This is a genomic window from Mesorhizobium ciceri biovar biserrulae, assembly GCF_001618845.1.
Taxonomy (GTDB): Bacteria; Pseudomonadota; Alphaproteobacteria; order Rhizobiales; family Rhizobiaceae; genus Mesorhizobium; species Mesorhizobium ciceri.
In genome coordinates this window covers 3709176-3724749 of record NZ_CP015064.1, presented here as the reverse complement: position 1 = coordinate 3724749, position 15574 = coordinate 3709176, and the positions used below count along the sequence as shown (strand labels likewise).

The window sequence follows — 15574 nt, the reverse complement described above, 5'->3', positions numbered from 1 at the left end:
CAGGCTCATTAAGGTGGCGGAGCTTCATTACGGTCTCGATCGAGCAGCCGCCGCAGCATCGGTTCGATACGTGACAGTTCGTCGAGATGCGCCGCCGACAGCTCGGCCAGGCAATCGTCGGCGCGCTCGGTCAGTTGCAGCAGCACGCGGCGATGGTCGTCCTTGTCCTGATCCCTTGTGACCAGCCCTGCCTCGCCGAGACGGTTGACCAGTTCGACGGCGCTGTGGTGGCGGATGCGCAGGCGTTCCGCGAGATCGCCAACCGTCACCGGGCCGCCGCCGGGGAATCCCTTGATCGCCAGCAGCGCCTGATGCTGGCGCGGGGTCAGGCCGGCGTCTTCCGCCTGGACCTGGCTGAATTCGAGGAACCGGCGGATCAGGTAGCGAAACTCCGACAGCCGCTGGTAATCGGCCTGGCTGATGGCGGGACGTTGTTCTCGTGGCTGCGACATATCAGACATGTGTTCGTTTTCCGGCGAAAGCTCAAACGGATTTCGGGCGAAACCGGCTTGAATATTTATATCGTGTTACGATACATAGCCACCGACAAACCCGGCTGGCCGCTTCGACCGTGCCGCATCCCAGACATACGGCCGCCGCCAGGAAGCAACTGCCATGAAGACCCATCATTCGAACCCGGAGCACCTGCGCGATTTCACCACGGATCCCAGGGTGCTGCTCGTCGCCGCCATTGCCGTGGTGGTGGCGACAGCCGGGCTGTTTGCCGGCATCGCGCTTTTGAAGCTGATCCGGCTTGCCACCAACATTGCCTATTTCGGCCAGTTCTCGCTTGCCGACCTGAAGCTCGAGAACACGCCGCTTGGGCTTGCCGCCGTCCTCGTTCCGGTGATCGGTGCGCTGATCATCGGCCTGATGGCGCGCTATGGCAGCGAGAAGATCCGCGGCCACGGCATTCCCGAAGCCATCGAGGCGATCCTGCTCGGGCGCTCGAAACTCGACGCCAAGGTGGCGATCCTGAAGCCGCTGTCGTCGGCGATCTCGATCGGTTCCGGCGGACCGTTCGGCGCGGAAGGACCGATCATCATGACAGGCGGCGCGATCGGCTCGCTGATCGCGCAGATGCTGCCGGTCAGCGACAACGAGCGCAAGACCCTGCTGGTGGCTGGTGCGGCAGCGGGCATGACCACGGTGTTCGGAACACCGATCGCCGCCATCATGCTGGCGGTCGAACTGCTGCTATTCGAATGGACCCCGCGCAGCTTCATTCCGGTGGCGGTCGCGGCTGTTATCGCCGAGGTCGAGCGCACCATGCTGCATCTGCCCGGGCCGATCTTTCCGTTTCAGGGCGGCATGGAGGTGTCTTTTGTCGGCCTTGCCGGCTGGGTGGCGATCGGCGTTTGTGCAGGACTTCTGTCGGGACTGCTGACGCAGATGGTCTATGCCTGCGAGGACGGTTTTCAGAAGCTGCCGATCCACTGGATGTGGTGGCCGATGCTTGGCGGCCTGGTGGTCGGCATAGGCGGGCTGATCGAACCGCACGCGCTCGGTGTCGGCTATGACAACATCACCGACATGCTGGATGGCCGCACCGTCGCGACGGCGGCACTCCTGCTGCTGGTGGTCAAGGCGATCATCTGGTCGGTAGCGCTCGGCTCGGGAACGTCGGGAGGTGTGCTGGCGCCGCTGTTGATCATGGGCGGGGCTATGGGCGCTGTGCTCGCCGGCGTTCTGCCTGCCGCGGATCCGGGTTTCTGGGCGCTGCTGGCAATGGCCGCCACCATGGGCGGCACGATGCGCGCGCCGCTGACCGCCACGTTCTTCGCCGTCGAACTGACCGGCAACACACATATGCTGGTGCCGCTGATTGCTGCCTGCGCCGCGGCGCACGCCGTCACCGTGCTTCTGATGAAGCGGTCGATCCTGACCGAGAAGATTGCCAGAAGGGGGCACCACCTCGTGCGCGAATACCGCGTCGATCCCTTTGCCTTGACCAGGGTGCGCGAGGTGATGACCTCACAGGTCGAAAGCGTGCCGGCGACGATGACGCTGCATGGCGCGGCAGCGTTCCTGACTGCGCCGGAAACACGGCATCCGAGTTTCCCGGTGGTCGATGAGCACGGCCATGTGCTGGGCCTCATCGATCCGCCGGCGATATTGCGCTGGAGACGTGCCGGCACGCACCGCACGACGACGCTTGGCGAACTGCTGGCCGGCAGCAAGGTGACGCTGGCCTATCCGGATGAATATCTCGAAGGCCTCTCCGACAAGTTGCTGATGGCCAACGTCTCCCATTTGCCCGTCGTCACTCGCGAAGGCTCGCAACTGGTCGGTTATGTCGGCTGGAAGGATCTGATGCGCGTGCGGTCCAGGAAACAGGCCGAGGAGCGCGAGCGTTCGACCTTGCTTGGCTTCGGCACCAGACGCAGAAAGAAGGACGCGGCGGTCGAGGGCCTCTAGAAACCCGTTCCGTGCTTCGCCCACTCCAGGACATGGAGCCTCAACGCAGAGGACAGGTTGGTGTCGCGGGGCCGCGTCTCGTCGACTTCGGCGACAAGAGCGGCGAGCGTCAGCTTTCTGGCCGCTGCGATCGCGACGAGATCGTCATAGAAAGGTTTTTCGAGCGAGTAGCTGGTGCGGTGACCGCGAATGGTCACCGAACGCTTTTCGACCGGGCTCATTGACGGTCGGAGTCGCCGGGCTTTTCACGACGATGCCCGGCGACGAATTTTTCGCTCTTGTCGGCGGTGATGCGGTCGCGTTCCTTTTCGACCTTGGAGCGGCCGTGCAGCGCGCGATTCTGTTCGGCGGCGCGCAGCTTTTCGTCCCGTGCCTTCTGCTTGCGGGCCTGGCGGAGATTGACGATTTCGGCCACGGCGTAAGTCGCCGGCCTATTTCTTGCGGAAGGCGTCGAGCGAAACCACTTCGGCGCCCTTGGTGGCGGCGTCCGCCGCCGCGGGCTTCTTCTCCGCCTCGGCGGCCGCCTTCTTCTCGGCCTTCGGCTTTTTCTCGGAGACGATGGTCAACGGCTCCGGAGTTGGCGCAGCCGGTTCCTCGGCTGCCGCGCCATCCGTCTTGACGTCGAATTCGAGTTCGAAATTGACCGAGGGATCATAGAAGCCGCGCACGGCCGAGAACGGGATTTCGAGTTTTTCCGGCACATCGGAGAAGGACAGGCCAACCTCGAAGCCGGTATCGGTCACCTTCAGGTCCCAATACTGGAACTGAATGACGATGGTCATCTGCTCGGGATAGCGCTCGCGCAGCCGCGAGGACACGCGTACGCCCGGCGCACCGGTCAGGAAGGTGATGAAGAAGTGGTGATTGCCGGGGAGGCCGGTGCGCGCGACCTCGGCCAGAACCTTGCGCATGACGCCGCGCAACGCCTCCTGGGCCAGAATGTCGTAGCGGATGTGGTCGTCGGCCATGTGGCGGTCGGGTTCCGTTGAATCGTCCGCATAGCTGTAATCAAGCTTGAGGGCGGCGTAAACCGCATATAGATCACCCTCGCGCGGAAGCGAAGACTATTGCCAGCGATTTGATCGCTCAGGCGCTGGCGAGCGTGCTTTGCTTTTCGGACGATGCGGAGCGGCGCTTGCCGAAGGCGCGCAGGAAGGTGCGCACGCCATTGGTCGCGGATTGCAGCACCTCGTCCTCGCGCGGCGAGCCGCCGAGCATGAAGGTGGTCTGCAGTTCGGCATTGACGAGGCCAAGGAATTGACGTGCCGCCACGTCGGGATCCTCGATCGTGAGATAGCCCCCATAGGCGAGGCGGGCGAAGCGGGCGGCGATTGCCGGCCATGTCCTGCCCGGACCCTGTTCGCGCCATTCGGCAAACAGTTCGGGATAGCGCTCGCCTTCGGTCTGGATCAGCTTGCGCAGGAATTTTCCGTCGCGGTTGCAGATGCAGTTCTGGTTCAGGCGCACGGCAAAGCCGATGAGATCGGCTTCGAGATCCCCCGGCTGGTCGGGGAAGGTGGCAATGGTGGCGAAGATGCCGGCATTGCAGCGTTCGGTGAGGTCGCGGACCACAGCGACGAACAGTCTCTCCTTGTCGCCATGATGGTTGTAGATGGTCTGGCGCGAGACGCCGGCTTCGGCGGCGATCAGGTCGATGTTGGCGCCGGCGAAACCTTCGCGGCAAAACACGGTGGCGGCGGAGTCGACGATCGACAGGCGCTTGGCCTCATGGCCGCGTGGCGGGAAAATGTCAGGAGAAACGTGCAGCTTCATAAAAAACTATATAGAGGCGATTGACGATTTAGACAAGAGTGTCTAAATTTGTGGACACAAGATAAAGAGATTTCGCGTGAGAGAGACGAATGGAATTCGCTCTCGAGGTGTCGGAATCTCACGGGATGGAACGTCCTGGGTTAGACGTCGCCTGGCGGCGGCAACCAGATTTGAAAGAAGCCTTTATCATGAGTCCCAAATTCCTCCGCATCGCGGTCGTGCTCGGCTTGTTGTCCGCCATCGGCCCGTTCGCCATCGACATGTATCTGCCCGCGCTGCCGTCGATCGGCGCGGACCTGCATGCCAGCACCGCTGCCGTGCAGATGAGCCTGTTGATCTTCTTCCTGTCGATGGGGTTTGGCCAGATCGTCGTCGGGCCGATCTCCGACATGGTCGGCCGCAAGCTGCCGCTTTATGGCGGTCTTGCGCTGTTCATGGTCGGCGGCATCGGTTCGGCAATGGCGCCGACCATCGAATGGCTGATCGCTTTCCGTTTCCTGCAAGGGCTTGGCGCCAGCGCCGGCATGGCCGTTCCGCGCGCCATCGTGCGCGACCTGCATACCGGCAATGAGGCCGCCAAGCTGATGTCCTTGCTGATGCTGGTGTTTTCGGTGTCGCCGATCCTGGCGCCGCTGACCGGCAGCGTGATCATCGAGAGTTTCGGCTGGCGCGCCGTTTTCTGGACGGTGACGGGCGCGGCTCTGTTGGCCACCATCCTTCTGGCGACATCGCTCAAGGAGACGCGGCCGGTTGAAGATCGCGCCGGGTCCTCCTTCGGCACCGCGTTGTCGGCCTATCGCTTCCTGATGGGCGACCGCAATTTCCTCGGCCTGACGGCGATCGCCGGCTTCGGCATTGCCAGCTTCTTCGTCTATCTGTCGAGTTCGTCGTTCATCCTGATCGACCATTACGGCCTGTCGCCTTCGGTCTACAGCGTGTTCTTCTCGATCAACGCGGTCGCCTTCATCGGCATGTCGCAGATGACGGGACTGCTGGCCGAGCGCTTCGGCCTGAGGCGCGTGGTGCGCGTCGCGGTGACCGGCTATGCCACGACGATGGTGGTGCTGTTCGCGGTGATGGCGACGGGTATCGATCGGCTCGACGTGATGGCGGCGCTGCTGTTCGTCGGCTACGGCTTCCTTGGCCTGGTCATCCCGACCACCTCGGTGCTGGCCATGGAAGAACATGGCGAGATCGCCGGCACGGCCTCGGCGCTGATGGGCACGCTGCATTTCGCCATCGGCGCACTCGCCATGGGTGTCGCCGGCGTGTTCTTCGACGGTACGCCGCTGCCGATGGTGGTCGGCATCACGCTGTGCGCGGTGATTTCCTTCACGCTGGCCAAGGTCACGCTCGGCCGCTCGCGCGAGGTTGCCGAGGCGCCGGCTGAGTAGGCACTGCTCGCAGGTAAATGAAAAGGCCGGGTTTTCCCGGCCTTTTTTATGTCCGAGAAGCTGGGTCCGCCGCCTCGTTCATCACCGAGTATCACGTTTAAGTTGGTACCTTGCATAAGAAGGTACCTGCCGATATAGTGTACTGGACTTGCCGGGAGCGACCGTGACCGATCCAAATGATGTCCAGCTGAAAAAGGGCGCGCTTGAACTGTGTGTACTTGCCTTGCTCGCCCGGCGGGAAAGCTATGCCTATGAGATCGCCAGCACGCTGGCCGAGCGTGTCGGCATGGGAGAAGGGACGATCTATCCGCTGATGCGGCGCATGCAGAGTGACGGGCTTGTCGCGACATGGCTCGTCGAATCGACGAGCGGGCCGCCCCGCAAATATTACCGGCTCACCGCAGTCGGCAGGACAGTCTACGAGGCGCGCAGCCGGGAATGGCGAAGCTTTGTCGATGCCGTCGACCTTTTCCTGGGAGAGATGGAATGAACCGCGATGCCTTCTTGGTTTCCCTGCGCAACAGCCTGGCCGGAATGCCCGCGGGCGAAGTCGATGAAATCGTCGCCGACTACGGCGCGCATTTCGACGAGGCGCGAGCCTCCGGACGGAGCGAGGAGGATGTTGCCAAGGCACTTGGCGATCCGGCGCGGCTTGGGCGGGAGCTGCGGGCGGAAGCAGGGATTCGCCGCTGGGAGCATGATCGTGGTCCGGCCGGTGTTGTCGCCGCGCTGCTCGCCCTGACCGGGCTCGCCGCCTTCGACATTCTCCTGCTGCTGCCGGTTCTCATCGTCTTCTGCTTCGTCGTGCTTGGTCTCGGCATTGCGGTCCTGGCGCTCGGCGTCGCCAGCGTCGGGCTGCTGTTGAGTGTCGTGCCGTTCTGGGATTTTGCATCGTGGGCCACGCCATTCGCACGCTTGCTGGCCGCTGTCGGCCTTGCCGCAGCCAGCATCGGATTGGGCTCGCTGCTGCTGCTCGGCCTCAATATCGGGGTCAAGCTGCTGGGGGATTATGCGCGCCTGCATTACCGCCTGGTCAAACCACGCCAGCCCTGATCAACCCAGTGGCGCGCCGCCACGCAGAAATAACAGGTGCACCATGAACAAGACGCTTGCCTGGACCGCCGTGCTGTCGCTCGCCGTGGCCGTGATTTGTCTGTCGCTGGCGAATTCGATCGCCGGAAACGAGTGGAGAGGTGGCCGCTGGTGGAATGTTGCCTCCAGCTGCCGCGGTTCCGGTGATGGGACCAAGCCCGGATCGGTGACGCTGGCCTGGCAATCGGTCTCCAGCGAATTCCAGATTGCCCTGCCGGCAACGGTCACTTATCGGCCCGGCACGCCTTCCCAGGCTGTCGTCAGCGGCGATCCCGAGGCGGTTTCGCATGTTCGCCTGTCGGGCAATGTGCTGGCCTTCGACGACGGTTTCGATTGCGATGGCCTGCCGGTCAGCGTCCAGCTTACCGGTCCAGCGGTCCCCAGTTGGCGGTTGAGCGGCAGCGGCAGGCTCGAGCTTTCCGCTCTCGCCCAGGAGGCTCTGGACCTGCGCATCAGCGGCAGCGGCGATGTGCGCGCCAGCGGCAGTGTGCAGGATCTCTCCTTGCGGATCTCGGGCTCCGGCTCAGGCGACTTCGGCAAACTCACGGCGAAGACCGCCAGTGTCCAGATCAGCGGCAGCGGCAATGCCGACATCGCGCCGCGAGACCAGGCCGATATCCGCGTGTCGGGCAGCGGCAACGTGCAAGTCCACGGCAACCCGAAGATCAATTCGCACGTCAGCGGAAGCGGCAGGGTCGAGACGGTGCCCTGAGCAGCGGCAAAGCCGCGCGCACACGCGCTACTTGTCATCACACTGTATGCAGCCGGAAGGCGGGTCAGACCGCGGTCCGAGGACACCAATCTGTTTGAACATCGGAGACAGGAAAATGCGTTTGAAGAAGCTCCTGATTGCCGCCCTGGCAAGTCTGGCCGTCACGACAGCTCATGCCGCTGGTTTGAAATTCATCCAGATACCGGCCGATGCCGCCGGGCCGGCAATTGATGCTGCCATGTGGTCGCCCTGCGCCAGCCCGCCCGGCGAGGTGAAGGTCAAGCAGTCTACCGTTCCGGCTGTGCTCGACTGCCCCATCGAGGGCGGGGGATTGCCGCTCGTCGTCATTTCACATGGCTATGGCGGCTGGTACCTTGATCTCCACGATATGGCCGAGACGCTCGCGGATGCCGGTTTTGTCGTCGTTGCCATCAACCATCCGCACGCGAACCACGCCGATATGAGCCAAGCCAATGGTCTGGGCGTGCTGAGGCAGCGTCCGATCGATATCAAGCGCACCATCGATTTCATGCTCGGCAACTCGGCGGATTCGGCCAAAATCGATCCTCAGCGCGTCGGCTTCTACGGATTTTCGCAAGGCGGCTATACCGGCCTTGTCATCGGCGGCGCCGATCCGGATTTCAACAAACTGCCGCCGCGCTGTTCGGACCCGGCCGACACCGGCTGTCCGCCAGCCAACCAGCCCAAGCCGGCGCGCAAGCAATTGCCGCCGGAAACGCTGACCCACGATCCGCGCGTCAGGGCGATCGTGGTGGCGGATCCGCTGAGCGTCGTTTTCCAGACTGCCGACAGTGTCGAGAACGTCAAGGTGCCGCTGCAGCTCTGGAGTTCGCAGTTCGGCGGCGACGCTGTATCGCCCGTCGACGTGAAGCGACTGGCTGGATTGCTGCCGCGGACACCGGACTTTCACGTCGTGCCCAACGCCGTGCATCTCTCCTTCCTGACGCCATGTCCTGCCGACGACGCGCGCAAGCCATCGCCAGCTTGCATCGATGCTCCGGGTTTCGACCGGGTTGCCTTTCACAAGGCGTTCAATGCCGCTGTGCTTGCCTTCTTTCGCCAGCATTTGGCCGAAGACCAGGACCACGGGGCAAAGACGCCCGGGCCTGGCCACGAAGTAGCCGAAACAGCGGTGCAATAGGCAATTGGAAAGGTCGGACTGTCGGGTCTTTCACGCCAATCCCGTCTCGGCCAGCACGAAGCGCAGCCGCGCCTCGACGGGTGCCAGCGGCAACGGAATCATCTCATAGCCCAGTTCCGTGTAGATGCCGACCAGCGCATGGTGGGTACGCTCGGCCTCGTCGAGCGTCTGCTTGCGCTCTTCATCCTGCGCGAAGATCTCCGGCCATAGCGGAGCAACGAAGACGCGCGGATGATAGCGGAAGCGCTCGGCGGCAGCGTTGGCGTGTTCGGGCACCGGCAGGCCGCTCAGCCTGAGATAGCCGAGCGTGTCCGGAACGCCACGATCGAAAAAAACAGGACGCCCGGTCTGTTCTCGCGCGATTTGATACGAGCGCATCTCCCATGACAGCATCAACTCGGCGAACAGGGCGCGATCATGCCAGGGCAAAGCGGGTCCGCCAATGGCGGACTGGTCGCGGATGATGCCGCGCCCGGCTTCCACCGAGGTGGCAAAGCCTGCGTGGCGCAGGGCTTCGATCAAGGTGGTCTTGCCGGAGCCGGGACCGCCGGTCAGCACGAAGAATCGATCGGAATCGTTTTGCATGTTTTGTCCATGGAGAGCGAGCGCGCGGCAGGGCGCCTTCGCGGCGAAGCTGCCACTGCGCATGCTGCATATCGGAGGAGGGGAGAAGTGGAGGTTTCTGTTGCCAGGTACCTCCGAACCCCGCCTAGAAGTGCGAACCTCTAGGGCTTGATTTGAAGCTATCGCACCGCTTACGCGGCGAGACGTGCTTCCGCATAGTTGTCATTTGCAACTACAGGTTTAGCCCGATGACGGTGGTACCATGCCGGGCAAAAGTACGATCTTTACACCTTCGTCGATCCTATTTCGCCCCCAGCAAAAACCGCTCTGTCGTCAACAGCGGCTTTTGGTGGAGGCGCCGGGTACCGCCCCCGGGTCCGAACGGCTTATTTCATCGCCCATTTATCGCCATAGTCGGTCAAGCCGACAAACCGAATATAGGGGGCGATCGCAGGAAATGAAAGGCCGCAATGGCACTTTGTCCCCGTGTCAAAACCGCAAGTCCGAAGGGTTGACTTGAGCGCGGTCTCAACCGAAGCTTTGCCACGGTGAGGAGTTATCGACATAGCGCACAAGTTGCAGCAGCGCCACAGCCCTCATCGATCGGATCCGTGGCGCCGACGAGGGGAATTTTGATGGCCGACTATCTTGCAGACGTGAAGAAATACGATGCCTCGGCGAGTGCCGACGTGGTCGACAAAATCGTGAAGCATCTTGGCATTGCGCTTCGGAACCGCGATTCCTCGCTGGTGTCTTGCACCGATCCGAAGGAACTGGAGCGCGTCAAGGCTGGCTGGGTTGCCAAGAAGCTCGGCATATCGGACGACAGCAAGGCCGACGCTTCGATCGAGAAGGTCTGCAAGGCGATGGCCGCCGACAACACCAAGAACCGGGTTACCTTCTACTACCTGGTTGCCAAGGACCTGGGTAAGCTCGGCTCCCTCTGACGGCCGCGCTTCAATTCGCCGGGCTGGCGCGGTCCATGCGCCAGCCGGTGATGTTGTTGGGGACTGACTGGCTTCGGGCATGGCTTGCGCGCTGCTTTGTGGTGTTCGATCGCCCGTCTGTCAGTTATGATGGCTGGACAACCGAATCGAGCCGGAACCGATGCGCCAGTATCTCGACCTCCTGCAGCACGTGCTGGACAACGGCGCCGACCGCGGCGACCGCACCGGCACCGGAACGCGCTCCGTCTTCGGCTACCAGATGCGTTTCGATCTGGCGCGCGGCTTTCCGGTCACCACCACCAAGAAGCTGCATCTCAAGTCGATCATCCATGAGCTTTTGTGGTTCCTGGCCGGCGACACCAACATCAAATACCTCACCGACCATGGTGTTTCGATCTGGGACGAATGGGCCGACGAGAATGGCGATCTCGGCCCGGTCTACGGCAAGCAGTGGCGTTCCTGGCCGGACGGCCATGGCGGCTCGATCGACCAGATCGCGAATCTTCTCAAGGAGATACGCAGAAATCCTCAATCGCGGCGGCTGATTGTTTCGGCATGGAACCCAGCCGAGGTGGAAGCGATGGCGCTGCCGCCCTGCCACTGCCTGTTCCAGTTCTATGTTTCGCAAGGGCGGCTTTCCTGCCAACTCTACCAGCGTTCCGCCGATATCTTCCTTGGCGTGCCGTTCAACATCGCGTCCTATGCCCTGCTGACCTTGATGGTGGCGCAGGTGACAGGGCTGAAACCCGGCGATTTCGTCCACACACTTGGCGATGCGCACCTCTACTCGAACCATTTCGAGCAAGCACGCGAACAGCTGCGGCGCACGCCGAGGACGCTGCCGACAATGTGGATCAATCCGGAGGTGAAGGACCTCTTCGCCTTCCGCTTCGAGGATTTCCGGCTGGAAAACTACGTCGCCGACGCGTCGATCAAGGCGCCGATTGCGGTTTAAGGCCGCAAATTTCAGTCGATGCCGACCATGACGTCCGAGGCCTTGACCACGGCATAGGCCTGCTTGCCCTTTTCAAGCTTGAGATCGGCGACGGCCTCGTTGGTGATCGAGGCGGTGACGATGGCGCCGCCGCCAATGTCGATCCTGACATGCGAGGTGGTGGCTCCCTTGACGATCTCGGTGATCGTTCCCTTGAGGACGTTGCGGGCACTGATCTTCATCGGAGTTTCCTTTCCGGGGGTTCTTTGCCGGTCTTACCAGAACAATTGGTGTCGTACAGACGCTTTCATGAGGCGCCGGGCCTTCCCTTGTTATATTCATACGGATATATCGGTCGGCAGGCTTCGAGCCGGCCGGATTTCAAACCAGGGAGAGTTTTCCATGACGCGCAAAGGTTTTGGATCTAGGGCGATCGCCATTGGCGGTTTGGCTGCGGCGCTGATGGCAGTCGTGCCGGCAGCGCATGCGGAAGACAAGGTGGTGGTGTTTGCCGCAGCCAGCCTCAAGGACGCGCTCGACGCGGTGAACAAGGCCTGCGAGGCCGATGTCGGCGAGGCGGCGACTGTCTCCTATGCCGCGAGCTCGGCGCTGGCCAAGCAGATCGAGGGCGGGGCGCCTGCCGACGTCTTCATCTCGGCCGATCTCGACTGGATGAAATATCTCTCCGACAAGAAGCTGACCAAGCCGGACACCGAAGTGAAGCTGCTCGGCAATCAGATCGTGCTGGTGGCGCCGAAGGACTCGGCGGTCGACACCAGGATCGAGAAGGCTTTCGACCTCGCCAAGCTGATCGGCGACGGCAAGCTCGCCATGGGCGATTTCAAAGCGGTGCCGGCCGGCAAATACGGCAAGGCCGCGCTTGAATCGCTCGGCGTCTGGTCCTCGGTCGAGGGCAAGGTGGCGCAGGCCGAAAACGTGCGCGCGGCGCTGAAACTGGTTTCGACGGGCGAAGCCGCCCTTGGCATTGTCTATGCCACCGACGCGCATGCCGAAAAGGGTGTCAAGGTGATCGGCACCTTCCCGGAGGATTCGCATCCGCCGATCATCTATCCGGTTGCCCAGACCGCCGATTCGAAGGACAAGGATACGCCGGCTTTCCTGAAATGCCTGCAGTCGGCCAAGGCGGCCGCGCTGTTCAAGGATCAGGGATTTACCGTGCTCGCGCCGAGCAACTGAGTTCCAAGGGGCACTATGAACTGGCTGCTGGACCTCACTCCCGACGAATGGAATGCGGTCCGGCTGTCCATCAAGGTGGCAACGGTGGCGATGCTCGCCAGCCTGCCGCCGGGCATCTTGATCGCGCTTCTGCTTGCCCGGGGACAGTTCTGGGGCAAGACCGTTCTCAACGGGCTGGTGCATCTGCCGCTGATCCTGCCGCCGGTGGTGACCGGCTATCTGCTGCTGCTCACCTTCGGCCGGCGCGGCCCGGCCGGTGCCTTCCTGGCGGAGCATTTCGGCATCGTCTTCTCCTTCCGCTGGACAGGTGCGGCGCTGGCTTGCGGCGTCATGGGCTTTCCCCTGATGGTGCGGGCGATTCGGCTGTCGATCGAGGCGGTGGACCGTAGGATGGAAGCGGCAGCGGGAACGCTTGGCGCCAATCCGCTCTGGGTGTTTGCCACCATCACGCTGCCGTTGATCCTGCCCGGGCTGATCGCCGGCGCCATCCTAGCCTTCGCCAAGGCGATGGGCGAGTTCGGCGCCACCATCACCTTCGTTTCCAACATTCCCAATGAGACGCAGACATTGCCGTCGGCGATCTACACCTTCACGCAGGTGCCGGGTGGCGATGAAGGGGCGCTCCGCCTGACGCTGATTTCCATTGTCATCTCCATGGCAGCACTTGTGGCTTCGGAGGTGCTGGCGCGGCGTGTCGGCCGGCGGCTGGACATCGAATGAGCGTTCTCGTCGACATCAGCCATCGGCAGGGCGGTTTCGCCATCGGCGCCCGCTTCGAAAGCGCCGGGCGGCTGACGGCGCTGTTCGGAGCGTCGGGGTCGGGCAAGACGACGCTGATCGGCATGATTGCCGGCCTGATCCGGCCCGACAAGGGACGCATCGAGGTTGACGGCCGTGTGCTGGTCGATACCGGTGCCGGCATTTTCGTGCCGAAGCACAAGCGCCGCATCGGCATGGTGTTCCAGGACGCAAGGCTGTTTCCGCATTTGAGCGTTGCCGGCAATCTTCGCTACGGCCGCTGGTTCACGCCGCCGGCGGAGCGCTACGCCGATATCGATGCCGTCGTCGACCTGCTCGGCATCGGGCCGCTCATGAACAGGCGGCCGGCAAAGCTCTCGGGTGGCGAGAAACAGCGTGTGGCGATCGGCCGGGCATTGCTTGCCAGCCCCAGACTGCTGCTCATGGACGAACCGCTGGCCTCGCTCGACGAGGCGCGCAAGGCTGAAATCCTGCCCTATGTCGAAAGGCTGCGCGACGAGATCAAAATCCCGATCGTCTATGTCAGTCACTCGGTCGCCGAAGTGGCGCGGCTGGCCAGCGACGTGGTGATGCTGGCGCAGGGCAATGTCGTTGCCAGCGGGCCGACCGAGGCGGTGATGCAAAGGCTCGACCTGTTGCCGGCGGAGGAGCGCGGTGAGGGCGGCGCCGTGCTGGACACCAAGGTGCTGCATCACGACGAGAATTTCGGCATGACCGTGCTCGGCTCGGCTGCGGGCGAGCTCCGGGTGCCACGGCTGGCGATGAAGACAGGTACGCCGGTGCGCATCCGTATCCGCGCACGCGATGTGATGATCGCCACCGAAAAGCCGAGGGGTCTCAGCGCGCTCAACATCCTGCCGGGAACCATTACCGCGATGAGCCCCGGCGAGGGACCGGCGGTCGAGGTCGGTATCGACTGCAATGGCGCAACCGTGCTTGCCCGCATCACCGAACAGTCGCGGCAGGCGCTGAAGCTTCATCTTGGCGGCAAGGTTTTCGCGGTGATCAAGACGGTGAGCTTCGATCGGGCGAACACCGGCGCCGGCCTGCCCGCCGAGACGGATGGATGATCCCGCTATGTCTTTTTGGAATAGCGGTTTCGCCAGGGAGCTTCTAGTATGACGTTGGGATGTGACCGCGGAGAGCAAAGATGCCGTCGCTGAGCTTGCGGATAAATCTCGATCCCGACGGGCGCGTCGGGCCGGGCAAGATCGAGCTCCTGGAACAGATCGCCGCCTCCGGCTCCATCTCGGCCGCCGCGCGCGGCATGGAGATGTCCTATAAGCACGCCTGGGACCTGGTCGAGGACATGAACCGGGTATTCGGCAAGCCGCTGGTGGCGGCACAGACCGGCGGCCGCAAGGGCGGCGGCGCACAGTTGACGGCGGTCGGGCTGGCGGTGGTCAGCCGCTTCCGCGCCATCGAGCGCGCGGCGGCGGCCGCGGCAGCGACGCATATGGAGGCGTTGCAGGCGGAGATTGAGGCTGGGTGAGGGAGTAGGGCAGTAGGGCAGTAGGGCAGTAGGGCAGTAGGGCAGTAGGGCAGTAGGGAGGCATTCGCGTGCTGTCTTCCAACACAAAACGTCATTCACCTACTCCCCTACTGCCTTACTCCCCTATTGCCTTCCTATTCGGGCTTGCGCAGCAAATAGCTGTCCATGATCCAGCCCTTCCGCCGACGCGCTCCCTCTCGAACTTTTTCGATCTTTGCGCCGATGTCACCGATCCTGCCGGAGAGAGTGATCTCGTCTTCCGTTCCGAGATAGGCGCCCCAATGGATGACGACATCCTTGTCGGCCAGCGTGTTGAAGGCGCATTTGCCGTCCAGCAGGACGACCGCGCTGCCGGCATTGTCCGGCATGCCTTCTTCGGTCAGGCGACGGCCGGTGGTAATGAGGACGGAATCGCCGATGCGGTTCAGCGCCATCTTGTGGCTGGCGGCAAGTGCCTGGACGGCGGTGATGCCGGGGATGACCTCAAGCTCGAACGCCACATCGCCTCGCAGGCGCACGCGCTCAAGGATGCGCAACGCGCTGTCATAGAGCGAAGGGTCGCCCCAGATCAGGAAGGCGCCGCAGCCGTCGCCTGCAATCTCGTCGCGGATCAGGCCTTCGTAAATGGCGGCGATGGCTTCATGCCAGTCATCGACGGTCGAGCGGTAGGAGGGCGCCGGCCCATCTTCTACCGGGAGGTCGCGCACCGGCACGTCGAATTCGACGCGCCGCGACTTCGGATTGGTGACGAAGCGGTCGCAGATCTGACGGCGCAGTTCGGCCAATTCATTTTTTTTCGCGCCCTTGTCGGGAATGAACAGCACATCCGCCTGGTTCAGGCCTGATATGGCCTGAACGGTCATGTGGTCGGGATTGCCGGCGCCGATGCCGATGACGAGAAGCTTGCGCATGGGCGAACTCCTGCCCGATCGGAACCCGTTAGTCCAGACCGCGCTGGCGCGTGTCCAGACCGCGCTGGCGCGTGTCCAGACCGCGCAGGCGCGTGTCCAGACCGCGCTGGCGCGTGTCCAGACCGCAGTCCAGCTCCCTTTGGTGCGTCCGCGGATACGCAAGGGCTTTGAACGTCACATTGAAACGGCTAGGGTCCTGCAGGCATTCCAGCCGAGGGG

General features: G+C 63.0%; 20 protein-coding genes and 1 other RNA gene. 12 read left to right on the top strand and 9 right to left on the bottom strand.

All coding sequences use genetic code 11. The features are described from left to right. Positions 1-8: 8 nt before the first annotated feature. On the bottom strand, positions 9-461 hold the full coding sequence (locus A4R29_RS17470) for a MarR family winged helix-turn-helix transcriptional regulator (protein ID WP_063172462.1): 453 nt from the start codon (positions 459-461) through the stop codon (positions 9-11). Positions 462-615: 154 nt separating this feature from the next. Here A4R29_RS17470 and A4R29_RS17465 point away from each other — a divergent pair, with 154 nt between their 5' ends. Next, positions 616-2418: a chloride channel protein gene (locus tag A4R29_RS17465; RefSeq protein ID WP_063172461.1), complete on the top strand. Its 1803-nt coding sequence runs from the start codon at positions 616-618 to the stop codon at positions 2416-2418. Here A4R29_RS17465 and A4R29_RS17460 read toward each other — a convergent pair. From A4R29_RS17460 to A4R29_RS17445, 4 genes are all read right to left on the bottom strand, one after another. After that, on the bottom strand, positions 2415-2639 hold the full coding sequence (locus A4R29_RS17460) for a ribbon-helix-helix domain-containing protein (protein WP_063172460.1): 225 nt from the start codon (positions 2637-2639) through the stop codon (positions 2415-2417). The two genes, A4R29_RS17465 and A4R29_RS17460, sit on opposite strands and share 4 nt — an antisense overlap. Beyond that, on the bottom strand, positions 2636-2833 hold the full coding sequence (locus A4R29_RS17455; protein ID WP_063172459.1) for a DUF4169 family protein: 198 nt from the start codon (positions 2831-2833) through the stop codon (positions 2636-2638). The genes A4R29_RS17460 and A4R29_RS17455 overlap by 4 nt, the downstream gene beginning before the upstream one ends. Before the next feature lie 16 nt (positions 2834-2849). Next, complete coding sequence (locus tag A4R29_RS17450) at positions 2850-3386, bottom strand: SspB family protein (RefSeq protein ID WP_027160604.1); 537 nt, start codon at positions 3384-3386, stop codon at positions 2850-2852. A 118-nt stretch (positions 3387-3504) separates the two neighbouring features. Further along, entirely contained in the window at positions 3505-4191 is a 687-nt protein-coding gene (locus tag A4R29_RS17445) for a TetR/AcrR family transcriptional regulator (protein ID WP_063172458.1), read from the bottom strand. A gap of 188 nt (positions 4192-4379) precedes the next feature. Here A4R29_RS17445 and A4R29_RS17440 point away from each other — a divergent pair, with 188 nt between their 5' ends. The 5 genes from A4R29_RS17440 to A4R29_RS17420 all read left to right on the top strand — a co-directional run bounded on the left by A4R29_RS17440 (position 4380) and on the right by A4R29_RS17420 (position 8551). Continuing rightward, positions 4380-5585, top strand: a complete 1206-nt coding sequence (locus tag A4R29_RS17440) for a multidrug effflux MFS transporter (RefSeq protein ID WP_063172457.1) — start codon at positions 4380-4382, stop codon at positions 5583-5585. A 163-nt stretch (positions 5586-5748) separates the two neighbouring features. Continuing rightward, positions 5749-6075 carry a PadR family transcriptional regulator gene (locus tag A4R29_RS17435; protein ID WP_024501425.1) on the top strand — a complete coding sequence of 109 codons (327 nt, stop codon included), beginning with the start codon at positions 5749-5751 and terminating at the stop codon, positions 6073-6075. After that, a complete protein-coding gene (locus tag A4R29_RS17430; protein ID WP_063172456.1) occupies positions 6072-6638 on the top strand; it encodes a DUF1700 domain-containing protein in 567 nt (188 codons plus the stop codon). The genes A4R29_RS17435 and A4R29_RS17430 overlap by 4 nt, the downstream gene beginning before the upstream one ends. Positions 6639-6681: 43 nt before the next feature. Beyond that, entirely contained in the window at positions 6682-7389 is a 708-nt protein-coding gene (locus A4R29_RS17425) for a GIN domain-containing protein (RefSeq protein WP_063172455.1), read from the top strand. 115 nt (positions 7390-7504) lie between these two features. Further along, a complete protein-coding gene (locus tag A4R29_RS17420) occupies positions 7505-8551 on the top strand; it encodes an alpha/beta hydrolase family protein (RefSeq protein ID WP_063172454.1) in 1047 nt (348 codons plus the stop codon). Between the two features lie 30 nt (positions 8552-8581). On the opposite strand, the gene A4R29_RS17415 is transcribed toward A4R29_RS17420, so the two are convergent. Together A4R29_RS17415 and ssrA are read right to left on the bottom strand one after the other, a co-directional pair. Beyond that, on the bottom strand, positions 8582-9136 hold the full coding sequence (locus A4R29_RS17415; RefSeq protein ID WP_063173718.1) for an AAA family ATPase: 555 nt from the start codon (positions 9134-9136) through the stop codon (positions 8582-8584). An 86-nt stretch (positions 9137-9222) separates the two neighbouring features. Continuing rightward, positions 9223-9582, bottom strand: a transfer-messenger RNA (tmRNA) gene (gene ssrA / locus A4R29_RS17410). 168 nt (positions 9583-9750) lie between these two features. On the opposite strand from ssrA, the gene A4R29_RS17405 reads away from it, so the two are divergent. Both A4R29_RS17405 and A4R29_RS17400 read left to right on the top strand, forming a co-directional pair. Next, positions 9751-10062: a DUF2853 family protein gene (locus A4R29_RS17405; protein WP_013531020.1), complete on the top strand. Its 312-nt coding sequence runs from the start codon at positions 9751-9753 to the stop codon at positions 10060-10062. A 160-nt stretch (positions 10063-10222) separates the two neighbouring features. After that, a complete protein-coding gene (locus tag A4R29_RS17400) occupies positions 10223-11017 on the top strand; it encodes a thymidylate synthase (protein WP_013531021.1) in 795 nt (264 codons plus the stop codon). A gap of 11 nt (positions 11018-11028) precedes the next feature. On the opposite strand, the gene A4R29_RS17395 is transcribed toward A4R29_RS17400, so the two are convergent. Next, positions 11029-11238, bottom strand: a complete 210-nt coding sequence (locus A4R29_RS17395; RefSeq protein WP_063172453.1) for a TOBE domain-containing protein — start codon at positions 11236-11238, stop codon at positions 11029-11031. Positions 11239-11398: 160 nt separating this feature from the next. Here A4R29_RS17395 and modA point away from each other — a divergent pair, with 160 nt between their 5' ends. From modA to A4R29_RS17375, 4 genes are all read left to right on the top strand, one after another. Continuing rightward, complete coding sequence (modA, locus tag A4R29_RS17390) at positions 11399-12193, top strand: molybdate ABC transporter substrate-binding protein (protein WP_063172452.1); 795 nt, start codon at positions 11399-11401, stop codon at positions 12191-12193. 15 nt (positions 12194-12208) lie between these two features. Continuing rightward, positions 12209-12913, top strand: a complete 705-nt coding sequence (gene modB / locus A4R29_RS17385) for a molybdate ABC transporter permease subunit (RefSeq protein WP_063168280.1) — start codon at positions 12209-12211, stop codon at positions 12911-12913. Next, positions 12910-14022 (top strand): molybdenum ABC transporter ATP-binding protein, encoded by a 1113-nt coding sequence (gene modC, locus A4R29_RS17380; RefSeq protein ID WP_063172451.1) that lies wholly within the window; start codon positions 12910-12912, stop codon positions 14020-14022. The genes modB and modC overlap by 4 nt, the downstream gene beginning before the upstream one ends. 80 nt (positions 14023-14102) lie before the next feature. Next, positions 14103-14444 carry a winged helix-turn-helix domain-containing protein gene (locus A4R29_RS17375; RefSeq protein WP_063172450.1) on the top strand — a complete coding sequence of 114 codons (342 nt, stop codon included), beginning with the start codon at positions 14103-14105 and terminating at the stop codon, positions 14442-14444. A 134-nt stretch (positions 14445-14578) separates the two neighbouring features. On the opposite strand, the gene cobF is transcribed toward A4R29_RS17375, so the two are convergent. After that, positions 14579-15355, bottom strand: a complete 777-nt coding sequence (gene cobF, locus A4R29_RS17370; protein ID WP_063172449.1) for a precorrin-6A synthase (deacetylating) — start codon at positions 15353-15355, stop codon at positions 14579-14581. Between the last annotated feature and the right edge of the window lie 219 nt (positions 15356-15574).